The sequence below is a fragment of the Natronococcus sp. A-GB1 genome, from assembly GCF_029688845.1.
In the GTDB taxonomy this organism is placed as follows: Archaea; Halobacteriota; Halobacteria; order Halobacteriales; family Natrialbaceae; genus Natronococcus.
In genome coordinates this window covers 165,963-179,039 of sequence record NZ_JARUKW010000001.1, presented here as the reverse complement: position 1 = coordinate 179,039, position 13,077 = coordinate 165,963, and the positions used below count along the sequence as shown (strand labels likewise).

General features: G+C 66.0%; 14 protein-coding genes. 3 read left to right on the top strand and 11 right to left on the bottom strand.

Annotated features, from left to right (window positions below):
- Positions 1-161: 161 nt before the first annotated feature.
- A complete protein-coding gene (gene radA, locus QA600_RS00900; RefSeq protein WP_278290094.1) occupies positions 162-1,193 on the top strand; it encodes a DNA repair and recombination protein RadA in 1,032 nt (343 codons plus the stop codon).
- A gap of 165 nt (positions 1,194-1,358) precedes the next feature.
- Here radA and sufU read toward each other — a convergent pair whose 3' ends face one another.
- From sufU to QA600_RS00875, 5 genes are all read right to left on the bottom strand, one after another.
- The gene (gene sufU / locus QA600_RS00895; protein WP_278290093.1) at positions 1,359-1,778 is read right to left on the bottom strand and encodes a Fe-S cluster assembly sulfur transfer protein SufU; all 420 of its coding nucleotides are present in this window, start codon (positions 1,776-1,778) and stop codon (positions 1,359-1,361) included.
- A 118-nt stretch (positions 1,779-1,896) separates the two neighbouring features.
- Positions 1,897-2,175, bottom strand: coding sequence for a hypothetical protein (locus QA600_RS00890; RefSeq protein ID WP_278290092.1), 279 nt, complete (start codon positions 2,173-2,175; stop codon positions 1,897-1,899).
- A gap of 76 nt (positions 2,176-2,251) precedes the next feature.
- Positions 2,252-2,884, bottom strand: a complete 633-nt coding sequence (locus QA600_RS00885) for an HD domain-containing protein (RefSeq protein WP_278290091.1) — start codon at positions 2,882-2,884, stop codon at positions 2,252-2,254.
- A gap of 40 nt (positions 2,885-2,924) precedes the next feature.
- Positions 2,925-3,224 carry a hypothetical protein gene (locus QA600_RS00880; protein ID WP_345782003.1) on the bottom strand — a complete coding sequence of 100 codons (300 nt, stop codon included), beginning with the start codon at positions 3,222-3,224 and terminating at the stop codon, positions 2,925-2,927.
- A gap of 238 nt (positions 3,225-3,462) precedes the next feature.
- Entirely contained in the window at positions 3,463-4,050 is a 588-nt protein-coding gene (locus QA600_RS00875; protein WP_278290089.1) for a carboxymuconolactone decarboxylase family protein, read from the bottom strand.
- A gap of 110 nt (positions 4,051-4,160) precedes the next feature.
- On the opposite strand from QA600_RS00875, the gene QA600_RS00870 reads away from it, so the two are divergent.
- On the top strand, positions 4,161-4,424 hold the full coding sequence (locus tag QA600_RS00870) for a transcriptional regulator (RefSeq protein WP_278290088.1): 264 nt from the start codon (positions 4,161-4,163) through the stop codon (positions 4,422-4,424).
- On the opposite strand, the gene QA600_RS00865 is transcribed toward QA600_RS00870, so the two are convergent.
- Both QA600_RS00865 and thsA read right to left on the bottom strand, forming a co-directional pair.
- Positions 4,425-5,030 carry a hypothetical protein gene (locus QA600_RS00865; RefSeq protein WP_278290087.1) on the bottom strand — a complete coding sequence of 202 codons (606 nt, stop codon included), beginning with the start codon at positions 5,028-5,030 and terminating at the stop codon, positions 4,425-4,427.
- 1 nt (position 5,031) lies between these two features.
- Positions 5,032-6,714, bottom strand: a complete 1,683-nt coding sequence (thsA, locus tag QA600_RS00860; RefSeq protein WP_278290086.1) for a thermosome subunit alpha — start codon at positions 6,712-6,714, stop codon at positions 5,032-5,034.
- Positions 6,715-6,854: 140 nt separating this feature from the next.
- On the opposite strand from thsA, the gene fmdA reads away from it, so the two are divergent.
- A complete protein-coding gene (gene fmdA / locus QA600_RS00855; protein WP_278290085.1) occupies positions 6,855-8,114 on the top strand; it encodes a formamidase in 1,260 nt (419 codons plus the stop codon).
- 622 nt (positions 8,115-8,736) lie between these two features.
- Here fmdA and QA600_RS00850 read toward each other — a convergent pair.
- The 4 genes from QA600_RS00850 to QA600_RS00835 form a co-directional block, all read right to left on the bottom strand.
- The gene (locus tag QA600_RS00850; RefSeq protein WP_278290084.1) at positions 8,737-9,978 is read right to left on the bottom strand and encodes a cysteine desulfurase; all 1,242 of its coding nucleotides are present in this window, start codon (positions 9,976-9,978) and stop codon (positions 8,737-8,739) included.
- 273 nt (positions 9,979-10,251) lie between these two features.
- Positions 10,252-10,542: a DUF424 family protein gene (locus tag QA600_RS00845; RefSeq protein ID WP_278290083.1), complete on the bottom strand. Its 291-nt coding sequence runs from the start codon at positions 10,540-10,542 to the stop codon at positions 10,252-10,254.
- 3 nt (positions 10,543-10,545) lie between these two features.
- Positions 10,546-11,403, bottom strand: a complete 858-nt coding sequence (locus QA600_RS00840) for a tetratricopeptide repeat protein (RefSeq protein WP_278290082.1) — start codon at positions 11,401-11,403, stop codon at positions 10,546-10,548.
- Positions 11,404-11,576: 173 nt separating this feature from the next.
- Positions 11,577-12,992 (bottom strand): FAD-dependent oxidoreductase, encoded by a 1,416-nt coding sequence (locus tag QA600_RS00835; RefSeq protein WP_278290081.1) that lies wholly within the window; start codon positions 12,990-12,992, stop codon positions 11,577-11,579.
- Positions 12,993-13,077: the final 85 nt, after the last annotated feature.

The following is a 13,077-nucleotide window of genomic DNA, read 5'->3' as shown; positions in this document are numbered from 1 at the left end:
CGAGCCGCGACGACACGCCCTCCCGTCTACGCGGCCTCGGCCGCGCCTTGACTCCTAAACTTTCGTTCCCCGTCTCCGATCACCCAGGCGCCCTCCGGCACTTTCACTTTCACTCTCCTGTTAACGAGGCTTTATGGGGCGTCCGCTGCTACGAGTGAGTAATGCCAGACGCAGACCTAGAATCCCTCCCTGGTGTCGGACCGGCAACCGCAGACAAACTCCACGACGCCGGCTTCGACTCGTTCCAGAGCCTGGCCGTCGCGTCGCCCTCCGAGCTCTCGAACACGGCCGACGTCGGCGAATCGACGTCGGCGGACATCGTCCGCGCGGCCCGCGACGCCGCCGACGTCGGCGGCTTCGAGACCGGCTCCACGGTGCTCGAGCGGCGAAACGAGATCGGCAAGATGAGCTGGCACATCGACGAGGTCGACGACCTGCTCGGCGGCGGGATCGAGACCCAGTCGATCACCGAGGTGTACGGCGAGTTCGGCTCCGGCAAATCGCAGGTCACCCACCAGATGGCCGTCAACGTCCAGCTTCCCAAGGAAGTCGGCGGCCTCCACGGTCGCGCGATGTTCATCGACAGCGAGGACACGTTCCGACCCGAACGGATCGACGACATGGTCCGGGGACTTCCGGACGAGGTCATCGAGGCCACCCTCGAGGACCGCGAGATCGAGGGAACGCCGAGTAACGAGGCGACGATGGACGAACTCATCGAGGACATCCTCGACAAGATCCACGTCGCGAAGGCGTTCAACTCCAACCACCAGATGCTGCTGGCGGAGAAAGCCAAGGAGCTCGCCGGCGAGCACGAGGAAGGGGAGTATCCCGTTCGCCTGCTCGCGGTCGACTCGCTAACCGCCCACTTCCGCGCCGAGTACGTCGGCCGTGGCGAGCTCGCCGAGCGCCAGCAGAAGCTCAACAAGCACCTCCACGACATCGACAAGGTCGGCAACCTCTACAACACCGCCGTCATCGTCACCAACCAGGTCGCCTCGAACCCCGACTCGTTCTTCGGCGACCCGACCCAGCCGATCGGCGGGAACATCCTCGGCCACAAGTCGACGTTCCGGATCTACCTCCGAAAGTCCAAGGGGAACAAGCGGATCGTCCGCCTGGTCGACGCGCCGAACCTCGCCGACGGCGAGGCCGTCATGCGTGTCGAGGACGGCGGTCTGAAACCCGAATAACGCGCCTCGGCGTCACGGTTTTCGCGTTTCGTTCTCGCGTTCGTTTGATCGTCCGGCGATAGCCGCGTTCGGCTCGAGCGGTACGCGTCGCTCTCGACTCTCGCTACCGACGGTACACCGATCTCTGGCCCGAATGAGGTAAAAGGGGAGGCGGACCGGACTCAGCTACTCCTCGGTCGAGGTCTTTTCCTTGTCGAGTTCGCCCCGGTAGATCTCCGCGCCGTCCTGGGCGACCTTCTCGGCGAGCACCGCACACTTGACTCGCATCGGCGAGATGTCGACGCCGAGCATGTCGATAACGTCGTCGCGATCCATCTCGAGGAGTTCGTCAACGGACTTGCCCTGGAGCTCGCCTGAGAGCATGCTCGCGGAGGCCTGGCTGATCGCACAGCCGTCTCCGGAGAAGGCGACGAACTCGATCGTCTCGTCGTCGTCCTCGAGTTTGACGTCCATCCTGATCTCGTCGCCACACATCGGGTTCTCGCCGATGTGGGTGAAGGTCGGATCCTCGAGCTCCCCGTAGTTACGGGGGTTCTTGTAGTGGTCGAGGATCTGCTGTCGGTACATATCGGAGCCGAGTCCCATCGTTGGAGACGCGTACGGCTGTGCGTTGTAAAAGGGTTCCGGGGAGTCGGGAGCTGGCGCTACAGGACTCGATGCCGTCGAAAACCGGATCGGATGCACGGGCATCCGGATCGCGTGATCAATCTGCAGCCGTTCGATCGTCGGTTCTATCCGTCGATCCCTGGTCGACCGGCGGGTTCAGGTAACAGACGTCGGCGATGACGCCGATACCGACGATCGCCGCAGCCGCGAACGCGTACGGCGCCGGAACGCCAAACGCACTCGCAGCAACCAGCGCGATCACGAACGCGATCGGAATCACACCGAGCGCGAGGTCGTACCGGTTCACCGCGGCGAGAACGTCGACCAGGGCATCGAACGGGTCCTGTCCGCGGCGTCCGATTGTATTCTCATGCATACGTTCTCACCTCGGCACGCAACCGTAGGGGCTCCGTCTTAAAAACTTTTTCTGGGTTTATTATTGATCCACGAGGTTACGCTTCGCCGGCTGCCTCTGCCTCGAAGCGCTCGAGGTACTCGCGGGCGAACGTCGCACGGTCCGCCGCGAGATCCCGGCCGGCGTCGGTGTACATTCGCTCGGGCAGCTCGAGGATCTTCTTGTAGAAGTGGTTGTACTGCGATCGGCCGGCTACCGTCTCGTCCTCGGCGGGCGGCACGTCGGGATCGTACAGCGGGCTCCCGATGACCGAACCGTGAGCGAACGCGCGAGCGATCCCGACCGCGCCGAGGGCGTCGAGGTTGTCCGCGTCACAGACGATCTCGGCCTCGAGCGTCTCGGGCTCGACGTCGTTCGAGTAGCGGTGGGCGCCGATACAGTGTCGGACGTGCTCGATCGTCTCCTCGCTGGCCCCGACGTCGGCGAGGATTCGACTGCCTTCTCGAGCGCCCCAGGCGGCGTGGTCGTCGATCTCGCCGCGGTCCTCCCGCTCGCGGCCGATGTCGTGAAGCGCGACGGCAAGCTGGACGATCCGCTCGTCGGCGGATCCCGTCTGTTTCGCGACGAGGGTGTCGGCCAGCGCCGCGACCCGCCGGACGTGGTGCCAGTCGTGGGCCGGTGGCGCGTCCTCGAAGTACGGGCGAGCGCGGTCGCGGACGGTCTCGAGCATACGGCCGCGTTTCGGCGACCGGCTGATAAGGACTCCGTACTTACCCCGGTGCGCGGAACGCTTTCCGCCGGAACTGCAGGACGATCGGCTCGACGGCATCGGGTCGGCCGGTCCACACTACTGTCACTTCGGTTAGTCGGTACGACGGACCCACCGGAACCTTCTCCGCCGAGAGCTGGACCAACCAGCCGTCTCCTTCGACTTCGTTCTCCCCGACTCGCTCGCCGCCGAGCGCCTCGAGGTAGCCGGCCGCCTGCTCGAGCGTGAGCCCGCGGAACTGTCGCACGAGCCGAAGCTCGCCGTTCTCGATCGAACGCTCGATCGGTGGAATCGCCTCCAGAGCCGCCTGCTGCTTTCGCATTCGCGGCGTGAGCGTGGTCGCCGTCACTGTGAGATTCCTCACGTGCTACTCGGTCGGCGGCGAGCATAACCGCTTGTTCCGGCCGAACGGAGTGTCCGGGATGCGTTGTGATGGTTCAAGGCGCGAGCCCGCGACACCGTCTGCGATCGGAGCTCCCGCTACCGTGGCCCGTCCGGTTCGCGGCTGCGAATCATACGGCTTCGGCCGTGGCGTCGAACTACGACGTTTTCGGCCGCGGGTTCTCGAGGGGGTAGTCGACGTCGTCGGGGTAGGCGCTCTCGTCGGTCGGCTGGAGCTCGAGGGCGATACAGAACCGATCGAGGCCCACCTCGAGGCTGGCAAACAACAGGAGCTCGACGACCTCCTGCTCGGTGAACTCCTCGCCCAGTTCCGCGAAGAAGTCGTCGGAGAGCCTGTGCGGATCGGTCGAGAGCGCCTCGGCCAGCGAGACGGCGAGATACTCCCGACGTGAGAGCTCGTCCTCGTCGACGTCGCCGAAGACGGCGTCCTCCTTCGGCGCGACCGCCTCGCGCACCTCGAGGGTGCGGACCGTCGCGCAGTAGGCACACTGGTGGGTTTCGGCGACCTTAATCCGCATCAGCTCCAGCAGCTCGGTGTCGACGTTCGCTCCCCGGCCGAACGACTCGAACGCCGCCACGATGTGCTCGAACAACTCCGGGCAGTGGGCCATCGCGCCGAAGAACGCGCTGTCGCCGTACCAGCCGGTTTCGGCCTCCTCGAGCAGCTCTCGGATCTGCCCATCGTCTACGTCCTCGGGATCGCGTGGCTCCGGTCGTGGTGACATAGCTCGCCGTTTACCACGTGCAGTGTTATACTTTGCCATGCGTGGGCCCGGACAACGGCTCCCGTCGCAACCGACAAAAGATAAGACGGTAGCGCCGGTTTCGTCTACCCATGACACCCTCGAGGTCCGATAGTTCGACCGACGACGACGCGCTCGCACCGGCCGAGATCACGGACCGCCTCGACGGGCTGGACGTCGGGGACACCGTGACGATGAACGATCGGGAGCAGCCCTACGAGGTGATCGAGACGGACGCCTACTCCGTCATCGCGGCGGCTCCGAACGGCCATCGGGTGACGATCTCTCAGAACCTTCAGTCCGGCGGCTGGACGATCAACGAACCCGTCTTCGACGTCGAACCGCTCGAGGAGTAGTTACTCCCGCTCGAGGAAGAGCCGAAACTCCAGGTCGTTCTTGTCGTCGCCGACGACGTCGGTGGACTCCTTCTGGAACGGCCTCGAGAGATCCGTTTCGTTCGCCACGGCGGGCTCACAGAGCCGATCCGCGAGCCGCTGGACGGCGTTGGCGCGCTCGCCCGGCGACCGGAGGACGATCCCGTTGTACTCCTCGAGCGGAACCCCCTCGAGGCGGTCGAGGATCCCTTCGAGCTCCGCTCGCTCGCCGACGGCGACGCTCGCGAACCGCCTCGAGTCGTGGGCCAGCGCCCGCACGCCGTCTGTATCTCCCGTTCCCTGAGTCGTCCGTTCCGTGGCTGCCGTTCGGATCCGTTCGGCCCGCTCGCTCGCGTTCGCTCGCCACGCGCGCTCGGGCTCGTCGGGTTCGACTCGAACCGTGTAGGCGTCGCCGTCGAACTCGAGCAGTCCGTAGGCGACGGCCAGCTCGAGCAGTCCTGTGGACGGTGTGCCGGCAAGCTCTCGCTTCGCCCTGGCAGCCGTAAACGGCTCCGACCCGTACCGTTCGACGGCCGCGGCGTACAGTTCGAGACAGTCCTCGAGCCGGGGAAGTTCGGTTTCGGTCATCTCAGTGCCCCATCGAGTGACCGACGGCCCAGGGGTATCCCTCGGTGCTCCGGATCAGCCCGTCGGGACCGTGATCGTGGTCGTGATCGTGACCCGCCCCCTCGCCTCGCGGGGCCATCGGGACGTTGTCGTCGATGCGGACGATCATGCTCGCGGCCTCCCCCGCGCTGGTGATCGCCTGGCGCTTGACGTACAGCGGCTCGAGCACGCCGGCCTCGGCCGCGTCGACGATCGATCCGGTCTCGAGGTCCAGTCCGGCGGTGTGGTCGCCGTCGTGGTGGGCGTTCCGCAACGCCAGCAGGGCGTCGGTCGGCCCGAACCCGCTGCTTTCGGCCAGCGTCCGCGGGATCGTCTCGAGAGCGTCGGCGAACGCCTCGACGGCCAGCTGTTCGGACCCCGATCGGCCGGTCGCCGTCGACCGGAGCTCGCGGGCGAGCGCTACCTCGGTCGCACCCCCACCGGGGACGACCGCCTCGTCCTCGATCGCAAGCTTCAGCGCGTAGAAGCAGGTGTCGAGCATCCGTTTGGTCTCATCGGCGACGTGTTGAGTTCCGCCCCGGAACACGACCGACACCTGCTCGAGCTCCTCGAGTCCCGAGACGACCGTCACGTCAGTGGGGCCGACCGACCGTCGTTCGACGGTCGCGGCGGTCCCCGTCGTCGCTCGCGTCAGGGCCTCTACCGGGACTGGTTTGCCCCCGGTCGCGCGGGCCAGCCTGTGGAGCTCGTCCCGCTGCGTTCGTTCGATCGGGAGGATCCCTCGCTCGGCGAGCAGATAGCGAACCGGGTCGTCGATCGACTGTTGACAGAAGACGACATCGGCCCCGACCCCGGCGATCGCGTCGGCGTACGCCTCGTAGACGTCTCGCTCGTACTCCCTGAGCGCTTCGAACTCCTCGACCGTCTCGAGGTCGACGCTTCCGATCCCTCGGGCGGTGTCGATCGACAGTTCCTCGTCGACGAGCGCGACCATCGCGTCCCGGTAGCGGTTCGGGAGCGTCGCGTCGGGCGAGACGACATCCGTCGGTGACTCCCCCATGTCAATGACGAGACCCTCAATCACCGCAGAGTCGTAGAACGAGCCCCCCGGGATCGTCTTCCTGGTGAGGCGCTCGAACGCGACGCGGTCGTCGCGCTCGATCGCCCGCACGGCCTCGACGGCCCGGTCGGCGAGAAAGTCGGTTCCCGACTCGTCCCACTTCCCGGTCACGACCGTTCGCGCGATCTCCCGCAGTCGCTCGTCGTCCGCGAGGTCGACCGGGACGGTCAACTCCGGGAGGGACCCGACCGCCTGCGAGACGGCGAGGTGGTACCCCTCGGTTATCTTCGCCGGCGGAACCCCCTTCTCGAGCAACGATTCGGCCTCGCCGAGCAGTTCGCCGGCGAGCAACACTGCGCTCGTCGTCCCGTCGCCGACCGTCGTTTCCTGTCCCTCGGCGACCTCGAGGACGAGGGTCGCGACCGGGTGGGAGAGCTTCATCCGCTCGAGGATGCTCGCACCGTCGTTCGTGATCGCTACCTTCCCATCGTCGGTGATGAGCATCTTGTCTAGCCCCTTGGGCCCGAGCGTCGTTCGGACGGTCTCCGCGAGGCGCTTCCCGGCCTCGAAGTTCCTGGCTCGACTCGGAACGTCGTCGGTGTCGCCGACCTCGAGCCGATCGTGTGGTTCGACAGTGCCTGACATGTCGTGTTCTCCCACGACTACCGAACGGATCGTCATAAAAGGCGCTGCCCACGGCTGTGCCGGTCGGGTTTCGAGCCTCAGACGTATCACATATGCTGAATCAGCTATAACTTCGGCCGGGGTGAGTGTGAACGTGAACCATGCCGGAAACCGTCTTCGAGGTCGATACCGAGTCTCCGCCCGACGAACAACCCGATCCGATCGTCAACCGCTGGCACCCCGACGTGCCGCCAGTGTCGTCGATCGAACCCGGCGAGAAGGTACGGATCGAGTGTCTCGACTGGACCGGGGGGCAGGTGAACAACGACGACAGCGCGAACGACATCCGCGACATGGAGCTGGACCCGAACCACCACCTGAGCGGCCCCTTCGAGGTAAAGGGGGCCGAGCCGGGCGACATGCTCGTCGTCGACATCCTCGATCTGGGCGCCTTCCCCGACCACGAGTGGGGGTTCAACGCGATCTTCGACCAGGAGAACGGCGGCGGCTTTCTGACCGATCACTTCCCCGAGGCCCGCAAGAGCATCTGGGAACTCGACGGCGTCATGGCCAGCACGCGCCACATCGAGGACGTCCGATTCCCCGGCTGTGCCCATCCGGGGATCCTCGGAACGGCACCCTCCCAGGAACTGCTCGAGGAGTGGAACGAGCGCGAGCGCGCGCTCATCGAGCGCGGTCCCGACGACCCCACCGCGGTCAACCACGAGACCGGCGAGGCCGAACCGCCGCTTGCACTCCCGCCCGAGCCCAATGACGTTCTGCTCGGCGACATGGACGAGGAGCAGGTCGACGACGCGGCGGAGGAGGCCGCGCGCACGATCCCGCCCCGCGAGAACGCGGGCAACTGTGACATCAAGAACCTCGGTCGCGGCTCGCGAGTGTATCTGCCGGTGTTCGTCGATGGGGCGAACTTCATCGTCGGCGACCTGCACTTCTCGCAGGGCGACGGCGAGATCTCCTTCTGTGGCGCGATCGAGTTCCCCGGCTGGATCGATCTCAAGGTCGACGTCATCAAGGACGGAATGGAGAAGATGGGCACCGACTACGCCATGTTCAAACCCGGCTACATGGACCCCGACTTCTCGAACTACGTCGTCTTCGAGGGCTACTCCGTCGACGAGGACGGCACCCAACACTACAAAAACGCGAACATCGGGATGCGCCGGGCCTGCCTCGACGCCATCGACTACATGACGAACTTCGGCTACTCCGCCGAGCAGGCCTACATGCTACTGAGCACGGCGCCCGTCGAGAGCCGGATCGCGGGTATCGTCGACCTTCCGAACACCTGCGTCACGGTGTCGGTCCCCCAGGAGATCTTCGAGTTCGATATCGATCCCGATCGGCTGGCCGACGGCGGTCCCGACGAGAGCCGCGGCGACGTCGCGAAGACGTCGTAGCTGCACCGACTCCGCCGCTTCGATCGACTCAGAGAGGTCGGACGGTGGATATCGCCAGTCTGTGATTGCGCACTCGAGTCCTCGGAACCCGTCCGGCAGCGACGACCGAGCGTCCCCATTTAAACGGAGGACACGTGCAGCCGAGGATCCGTAACCGTCCCGACGGACGTTCCGAACGGCCGGCGGTGATCGACGCACCTTCCGTGACACCGGACCCAGTGTGAGTCGATCACTCCGGCTCCGACGACTACCGTCGTCGTGTTACCAGAGTTGCGGGTTGGGTCCTCTACCCTACTCGCTTTCCGATGTGCAGAGAACTGTTCTCTCGTCTCGAGACGTCGTCGAACCGTTCGCCTACGCAACAACTGCCGCGCCAAGCGAGACGCTTCGCGTCTCGCTGGTCTTCGCTCGTTTACGTCGTTCACCCGCGAAAACGCCGTCGAGGGCCGCGACCAGCTCGTCGACCTCCTCGCGGGTGTCACAGGATCACCCTTTTTGTTCTCGAGTTCGCCCTCACTCCGCTCGGCCGAACCGGTCGAGCAAGAATCCGGAGCGGAAACCGCTCGCATTTTCTGCGGTTCTCGGCCTTCGGCCTCCGAACCGCGCCCCGCTCGCGGCGATCCTACGCGAACAGCTGTCGGGCGTCTTCGAGGGCCGCGACCAGCTCGTCGACCTCCTCGCGGGTGTTGTAGACGTAGAACGAGGCTCGAGTCGACGCCGGGACGCCCAGCTTGTCGTGGAGCGGCTGGGTACAGTGGTCGCCGGCCCGAACCGCGATCGTGTGGTCGTTCATGATCGAGGTCAGGTCGTGGGCGTGGACGCCCTCGAGGTTGAAGCTGACGAGGCCGCCGCGATCCTCGCCGGGTTCGGGGCCGTAGATCTCGACGTCACCCTCGTCCTCGAGCTGCTCGTAGGCGTAGCGCGCGAGTTCCTGCTCGTGATCCTGGATCTGCTCCATGCCGATCTCCTCGAGCCAGTCGACGGCGGCGTGGAGGCCGACGGCCTCGGCGATCGGCGGCGTTCCGGGCTCGAACTTCCAGGGGAGGTCGCCCCAAGTCGACTCCTCGAAGGTGACCTTGCGGATCATCCCGCCGCCGTAGAGGTAGGGCTCCATCGCCTCGAGCAGCTCCCGTTTGCCGTAGAGAACGCCGATTCCGGTGGGCCCGGCCATCTTGTGGCCCGAGAAGGCGTAGAAGTCGGCGTCGATCTCCTTCACGTCGACGGGGTGGTTCGGGACCGCCTGGGCGCCGTCGATAAACGAGAGGGCATCGTGTTCGTGGGCCAGCTCGGTCAGTTTGCCGACGGGGTTGATCGTCCCGAGCGTGTTCGAGATGTGGACCGCCGAAACGATCTCGGTGTCGTCGGTGATTAGCTCGCGAGCGTGGTCCATGTCGAGACGGCCGTCCTCGTCGACGCGGATGTACTCGACGCTGGCGCCGGTCCGCTTGGCGATCTGCTGCCAGGTCACCAGCGAGGCGTGGTGTTCCATCTCGGTGAGGACGACCTCGTCGCCGGGGCCGAGCTCGTTCAGCCCCCACGAGTACGCGAGCAGGTTCTCGCTCTCGGTCGTGTTCTTCGTGAAGATAACCTCCTCGCGGCCGTCGGCGCCGATGAACTCGGCGACGCGGTCGTGGGCGACCTCGTAGGCCTCGGAGGCCTCCTGGCTCAGGTGGTGGATGCCGCGGTGGACGTTCGCGTTGGACTCGCGGTAGTAGTCGCTCATCGCGTCGACGACCGGGTCCGGGGTCTGGGTCGTCGCCGCGTTGTCGAGGTAGACGACCTGCTGGCCGTCGAACTCCCGCTGGAGGATGGGGAACTCGTCGCGGATGGCCCCGACGTCGAGTGCGAGGTTCTGGGAACTCATTGAATAGTGAGTGGGCTCCCAGACAAAACACTCCTTCGGTCCCAGCGAACGGCGCGGCCGCTCATCGGGGAGTTTTCGGAAAGGGAAGGGTGGGTGGTGTGTCACGACAGGGGTATCGAACGACTCTGGTGTGATGGGTGGTGGTAGGGCCCTGTCGTACTCTACTGTAGCCCCGCTGTATAGATACCGTTGACTCCAACACAGTTTGGTATCATCGGGAGCCGACCTTGCATCAATCGAAGCTCATCCGTATTCCGCCGCCGGCGAGCGCTCTTACATCCACAACAGCTGGGCGTGTTTGGTGTCGCCGACCTCGAGGACGTTCGCCTCGTCGACGAACCCCTCCTCGATCGCGAGGTCGACGGCTCGCGTCCCGACGATGTTGGCGACGGTCGCCCGCGCGAGACTGTCGACGACGGCCGCCTCGTCGACGGCTTCGCCGCCGTAGAACTTCTCGGTGACCTCGAGGGTGATGCCGTCGCCCTCGAAGCGCTCGCCGAGGACGTCGTCGTCACAGACGGCGACGAGCAGCCCCTCCGGCGTCTCGCGTTCGTTGACGATCATACCTCACTCGAGTTGCCACTCGTCGTCGGATTCGGGCTCCGGCGCTCGTCCGGGATCCGTAATCTCGCCATCCTCCCGGTTCGGCGGACGGCCGCCACCTGCCTGCTGACCCGCCATCTCCTCGCGTTCTTCCATCACGCGCTGTTCGGCTCGCTCGCGCATCGCGTTTGCCTCCTCGGCGATCTCCTCGGCCTCGTCGTACTCGCCGAGCTCCTCGAGAATTTCGGCCTTTTCTTCTAACACCTGGGAGTTACGCATCCCCAGCCGGATCGCGTTGTCGACGCAGTGAAGCGCCTCCTCGGCCAGCCCGCGCTCGGAGAGGAAGAAGGCGCGGTTGAACCAGCCCTCGGCGAACCGTTCGTCGATCTCGACGGCCCGTTCGGCGTGCTCTAAGGCCTGAGCGGTCTCGCCGAACTCCCAGAGCGCGTAGGCGAGGTTCGTCTCGGCGGTCGCGGCGTGTTCGCTCTCGTCGCCGATCTGGAGCGCCTCGCGGTAGGCGCCGATCGCCTCATCGTACTCCTCGAGTTCGGCGTGGGCGACGCCCTTGTTCGTCCAGGCCTCCTGGGCGAGCAGGTCGTCCTCGGCGAAATTTGCGGTTCGCTCGAACGCCTCGGTGGCCTGCTCGAACCGGTTGATCTGCATGTAGTTGAGCCCGACGTCGAGCAACTCGATCGCGTCGACCTCGTCGCTGTCGATGTTCTGGCGGTCGAGGGTGTCGGTGACGACCCGGGAGTCGACGGGGTCGACCTTCGAGGGGTCGACGCCCAGTTCCGGCGGATCCAGATCGAACTCGTCGTAGTCGCCTCCGAACCCCTCCCCTTCGGAGAAGGGATGGTCGGAGTCGCCCTCTCGGTCAGTCATTGGTGGAAAGTGGTCGCGACGACTGTTAAGGGCTGCGACCTGGCGGTATCCGTCGTTCGAACTGATTTTACTGACGGGATCGGAAACACCACGAAAGCCCCCTCCCCTTTCGTGGTGGTCTCGGTCAGTTCGGTCACGACCCGGTTACGTGCGCGGACGATCCGTGGGGTTCCTTACCGCAACTGCCCTGAGAGCACCTTCGCCGCGACGAGGATCGGATCCCACGTCGTGTTGAAAGGCGGTGCGTACGCCAGATCGTAGTTCTCGAGATCCTCGACAGCGGCCCCTTCGTGGAGGGCCGCGACGGCGGCGTGGCTGCGGTGGACCGCGCCCTCGCCGTACTCGCTGACGAGACTCGCCCCGAGCACCCGCCCGGTGTCGCGGTCGGCTGTCAGCGTGACGGTGACGGTACCGTCCTCGGGGTAGTAGCCCGCCCTCGAGTTCGCGTCGATCGTTTCGCTGACGGGATCGAAGCCGGCCTCGCGGGCCTCCTCGTGGTCGAGGATTCCCGCTCGGGCCGCTTCGACGTCGAAGGCCTTGATCGCCGCCGTTCCAGCGATGGCGCCGCCCGTCGTCGGCTGCCCGGCGACGGTCTGGCCGACCGCGCGGCCGTGGCGGTTCGCGGTCAGCGCCAGCGGGACGTACGCCGGCTCGCCGGTTACCGTGTGGATCGCCTCCGCGCAGTCGCCGGCGGCGTAGACGTCGTCGACGCTGGTCTCCCGGTACGGGTCGGTCGCGATCGCACCCGTCTCGCCGAGCTCGATCCCCGCCTCTTCCGCCAGCTCTGTCCGCGGGCGAACGCCTGTTCCGAGCAGCGCCATCTCGACGCCGATCCGTTCGTCCGCGGCGACGACCGCCTCGACCGCGCCGTCGCCCTCAAGTCCCTCAACCTCGCTGCCGAGGTAGAGTCGGACATCCTGCTCGCGGAGGTGGTCGGCGACGGCCTCGCTGGTCGCCTCGCCGAACGTCGGCAGCAGGCGCTCGCCGCGCTGGAAGAGGTGGACCTCGAACCCGTTGGCGGCCAGCGCCTCGGCCATCTCGATGCCGACGTACCCGCCCCCGACGACCGCGACTGGACCCGTACAGTCCTCGAGATACTGACAGGCTATTCCCCGGTCGGGCTGCTGGAACGTCTCTTCCTCGCGTGCCCTGGCGACGTACTCTCGGAGCTCCTTCCCGTCGCTCATCGACCCCAGCGTGTAGACGCCCTCGAGATCGGTGCCGTCGACCGGCGGTTCGGTCGCGGCGGCGCCCGTCGCGAGCAGCAGGGAGTCGTACGACTGCTCGACGGTTCCGTCCTCGCTCTCGGCAGTCACCGTCTTCTCGTCGGGGTCGATCCCGACGACCTCGTGGCCAGTCCGCAGGTCGATGTCCCGCTCCTCGCGGAACTCTTCGGGGGTTACGGAGACCAGATCCTCGAGCGACTGTATCTCCCCCTTGACGTAGTAGGGAAGTCCGCAGGCGCCGTAAGAGACCCACTCACCTTTCTCGAAGACGACGACCTCGAGCTCGGGGTCGTCCCGTTTGGCTTTGCTCGCCGCTGACATCCCGGCAGCGTCGCCGCCGACGACGACGAAGGTGTCCGTCATACCCGCCCGTTCAGCCTGCAGCCGCTTAAGAGGGAACCACTTCGCCGTCGGCCTCGGTCCCGGGCACCGTCACCGTTGAGTACGA

What these genes read in the sequence shown, in the direction of transcription:
- radA (WP_278290094.1), top strand. Translation starts at nt 162, where the DNA reads ATGCCAGACGCAGACCTAGAATCCCTCCCTGGTGTCGGACCGGCAACC.
- sufU (WP_278290093.1), bottom strand. Translation starts at nt 1,778, where the DNA reads ATGGGACTCGGCTCCGATATGTACCGACAGCAGATCCTCGACCACTAC.
- QA600_RS00890 (WP_278290092.1), bottom strand. Translation starts at nt 2,175, where the DNA reads ATGCATGAGAATACAATCGGACGCCGCGGACAGGACCCGTTCGATGCC.
- QA600_RS00885 (WP_278290091.1), bottom strand. Translation starts at nt 2,884, where the DNA reads ATGCTCGAGACCGTCCGCGACCGCGCTCGCCCGTACTTCGAGGACGCG.
- QA600_RS00875 (WP_278290089.1), bottom strand. Translation starts at nt 4,050, where the DNA reads ATGTCACCACGACCGGAGCCACGCGATCCCGAGGACGTAGACGATGGG.
- QA600_RS00870 (WP_278290088.1), top strand. Translation starts at nt 4,161, where the DNA reads ATGACACCCTCGAGGTCCGATAGTTCGACCGACGACGACGCGCTCGCA.
- QA600_RS00865 (WP_278290087.1), bottom strand. Translation starts at nt 5,030, where the DNA reads ATGACCGAAACCGAACTTCCCCGGCTCGAGGACTGTCTCGAACTGTAC.
- thsA (WP_278290086.1), bottom strand. Translation starts at nt 6,714, where the DNA reads ATGTCAGGCACTGTCGAACCACACGATCGGCTCGAGGTCGGCGACACC.
- fmdA (WP_278290085.1), top strand. Translation starts at nt 6,855, where the DNA reads ATGCCGGAAACCGTCTTCGAGGTCGATACCGAGTCTCCGCCCGACGAA.
- QA600_RS00850 (WP_278290084.1), bottom strand. Translation starts at nt 9,978, where the DNA reads ATGAGTTCCCAGAACCTCGCACTCGACGTCGGGGCCATCCGCGACGAG.
- QA600_RS00845 (WP_278290083.1), bottom strand. Translation starts at nt 10,542, where the DNA reads ATGATCGTCAACGAACGCGAGACGCCGGAGGGGCTGCTCGTCGCCGTC.
- QA600_RS00840 (WP_278290082.1), bottom strand. Translation starts at nt 11,403, where the DNA reads ATGACTGACCGAGAGGGCGACTCCGACCATCCCTTCTCCGAAGGGGAG.
- QA600_RS00835 (WP_278290081.1), bottom strand. Translation starts at nt 12,992, where the DNA reads ATGACGGACACCTTCGTCGTCGTCGGCGGCGACGCTGCCGGGATGTCA.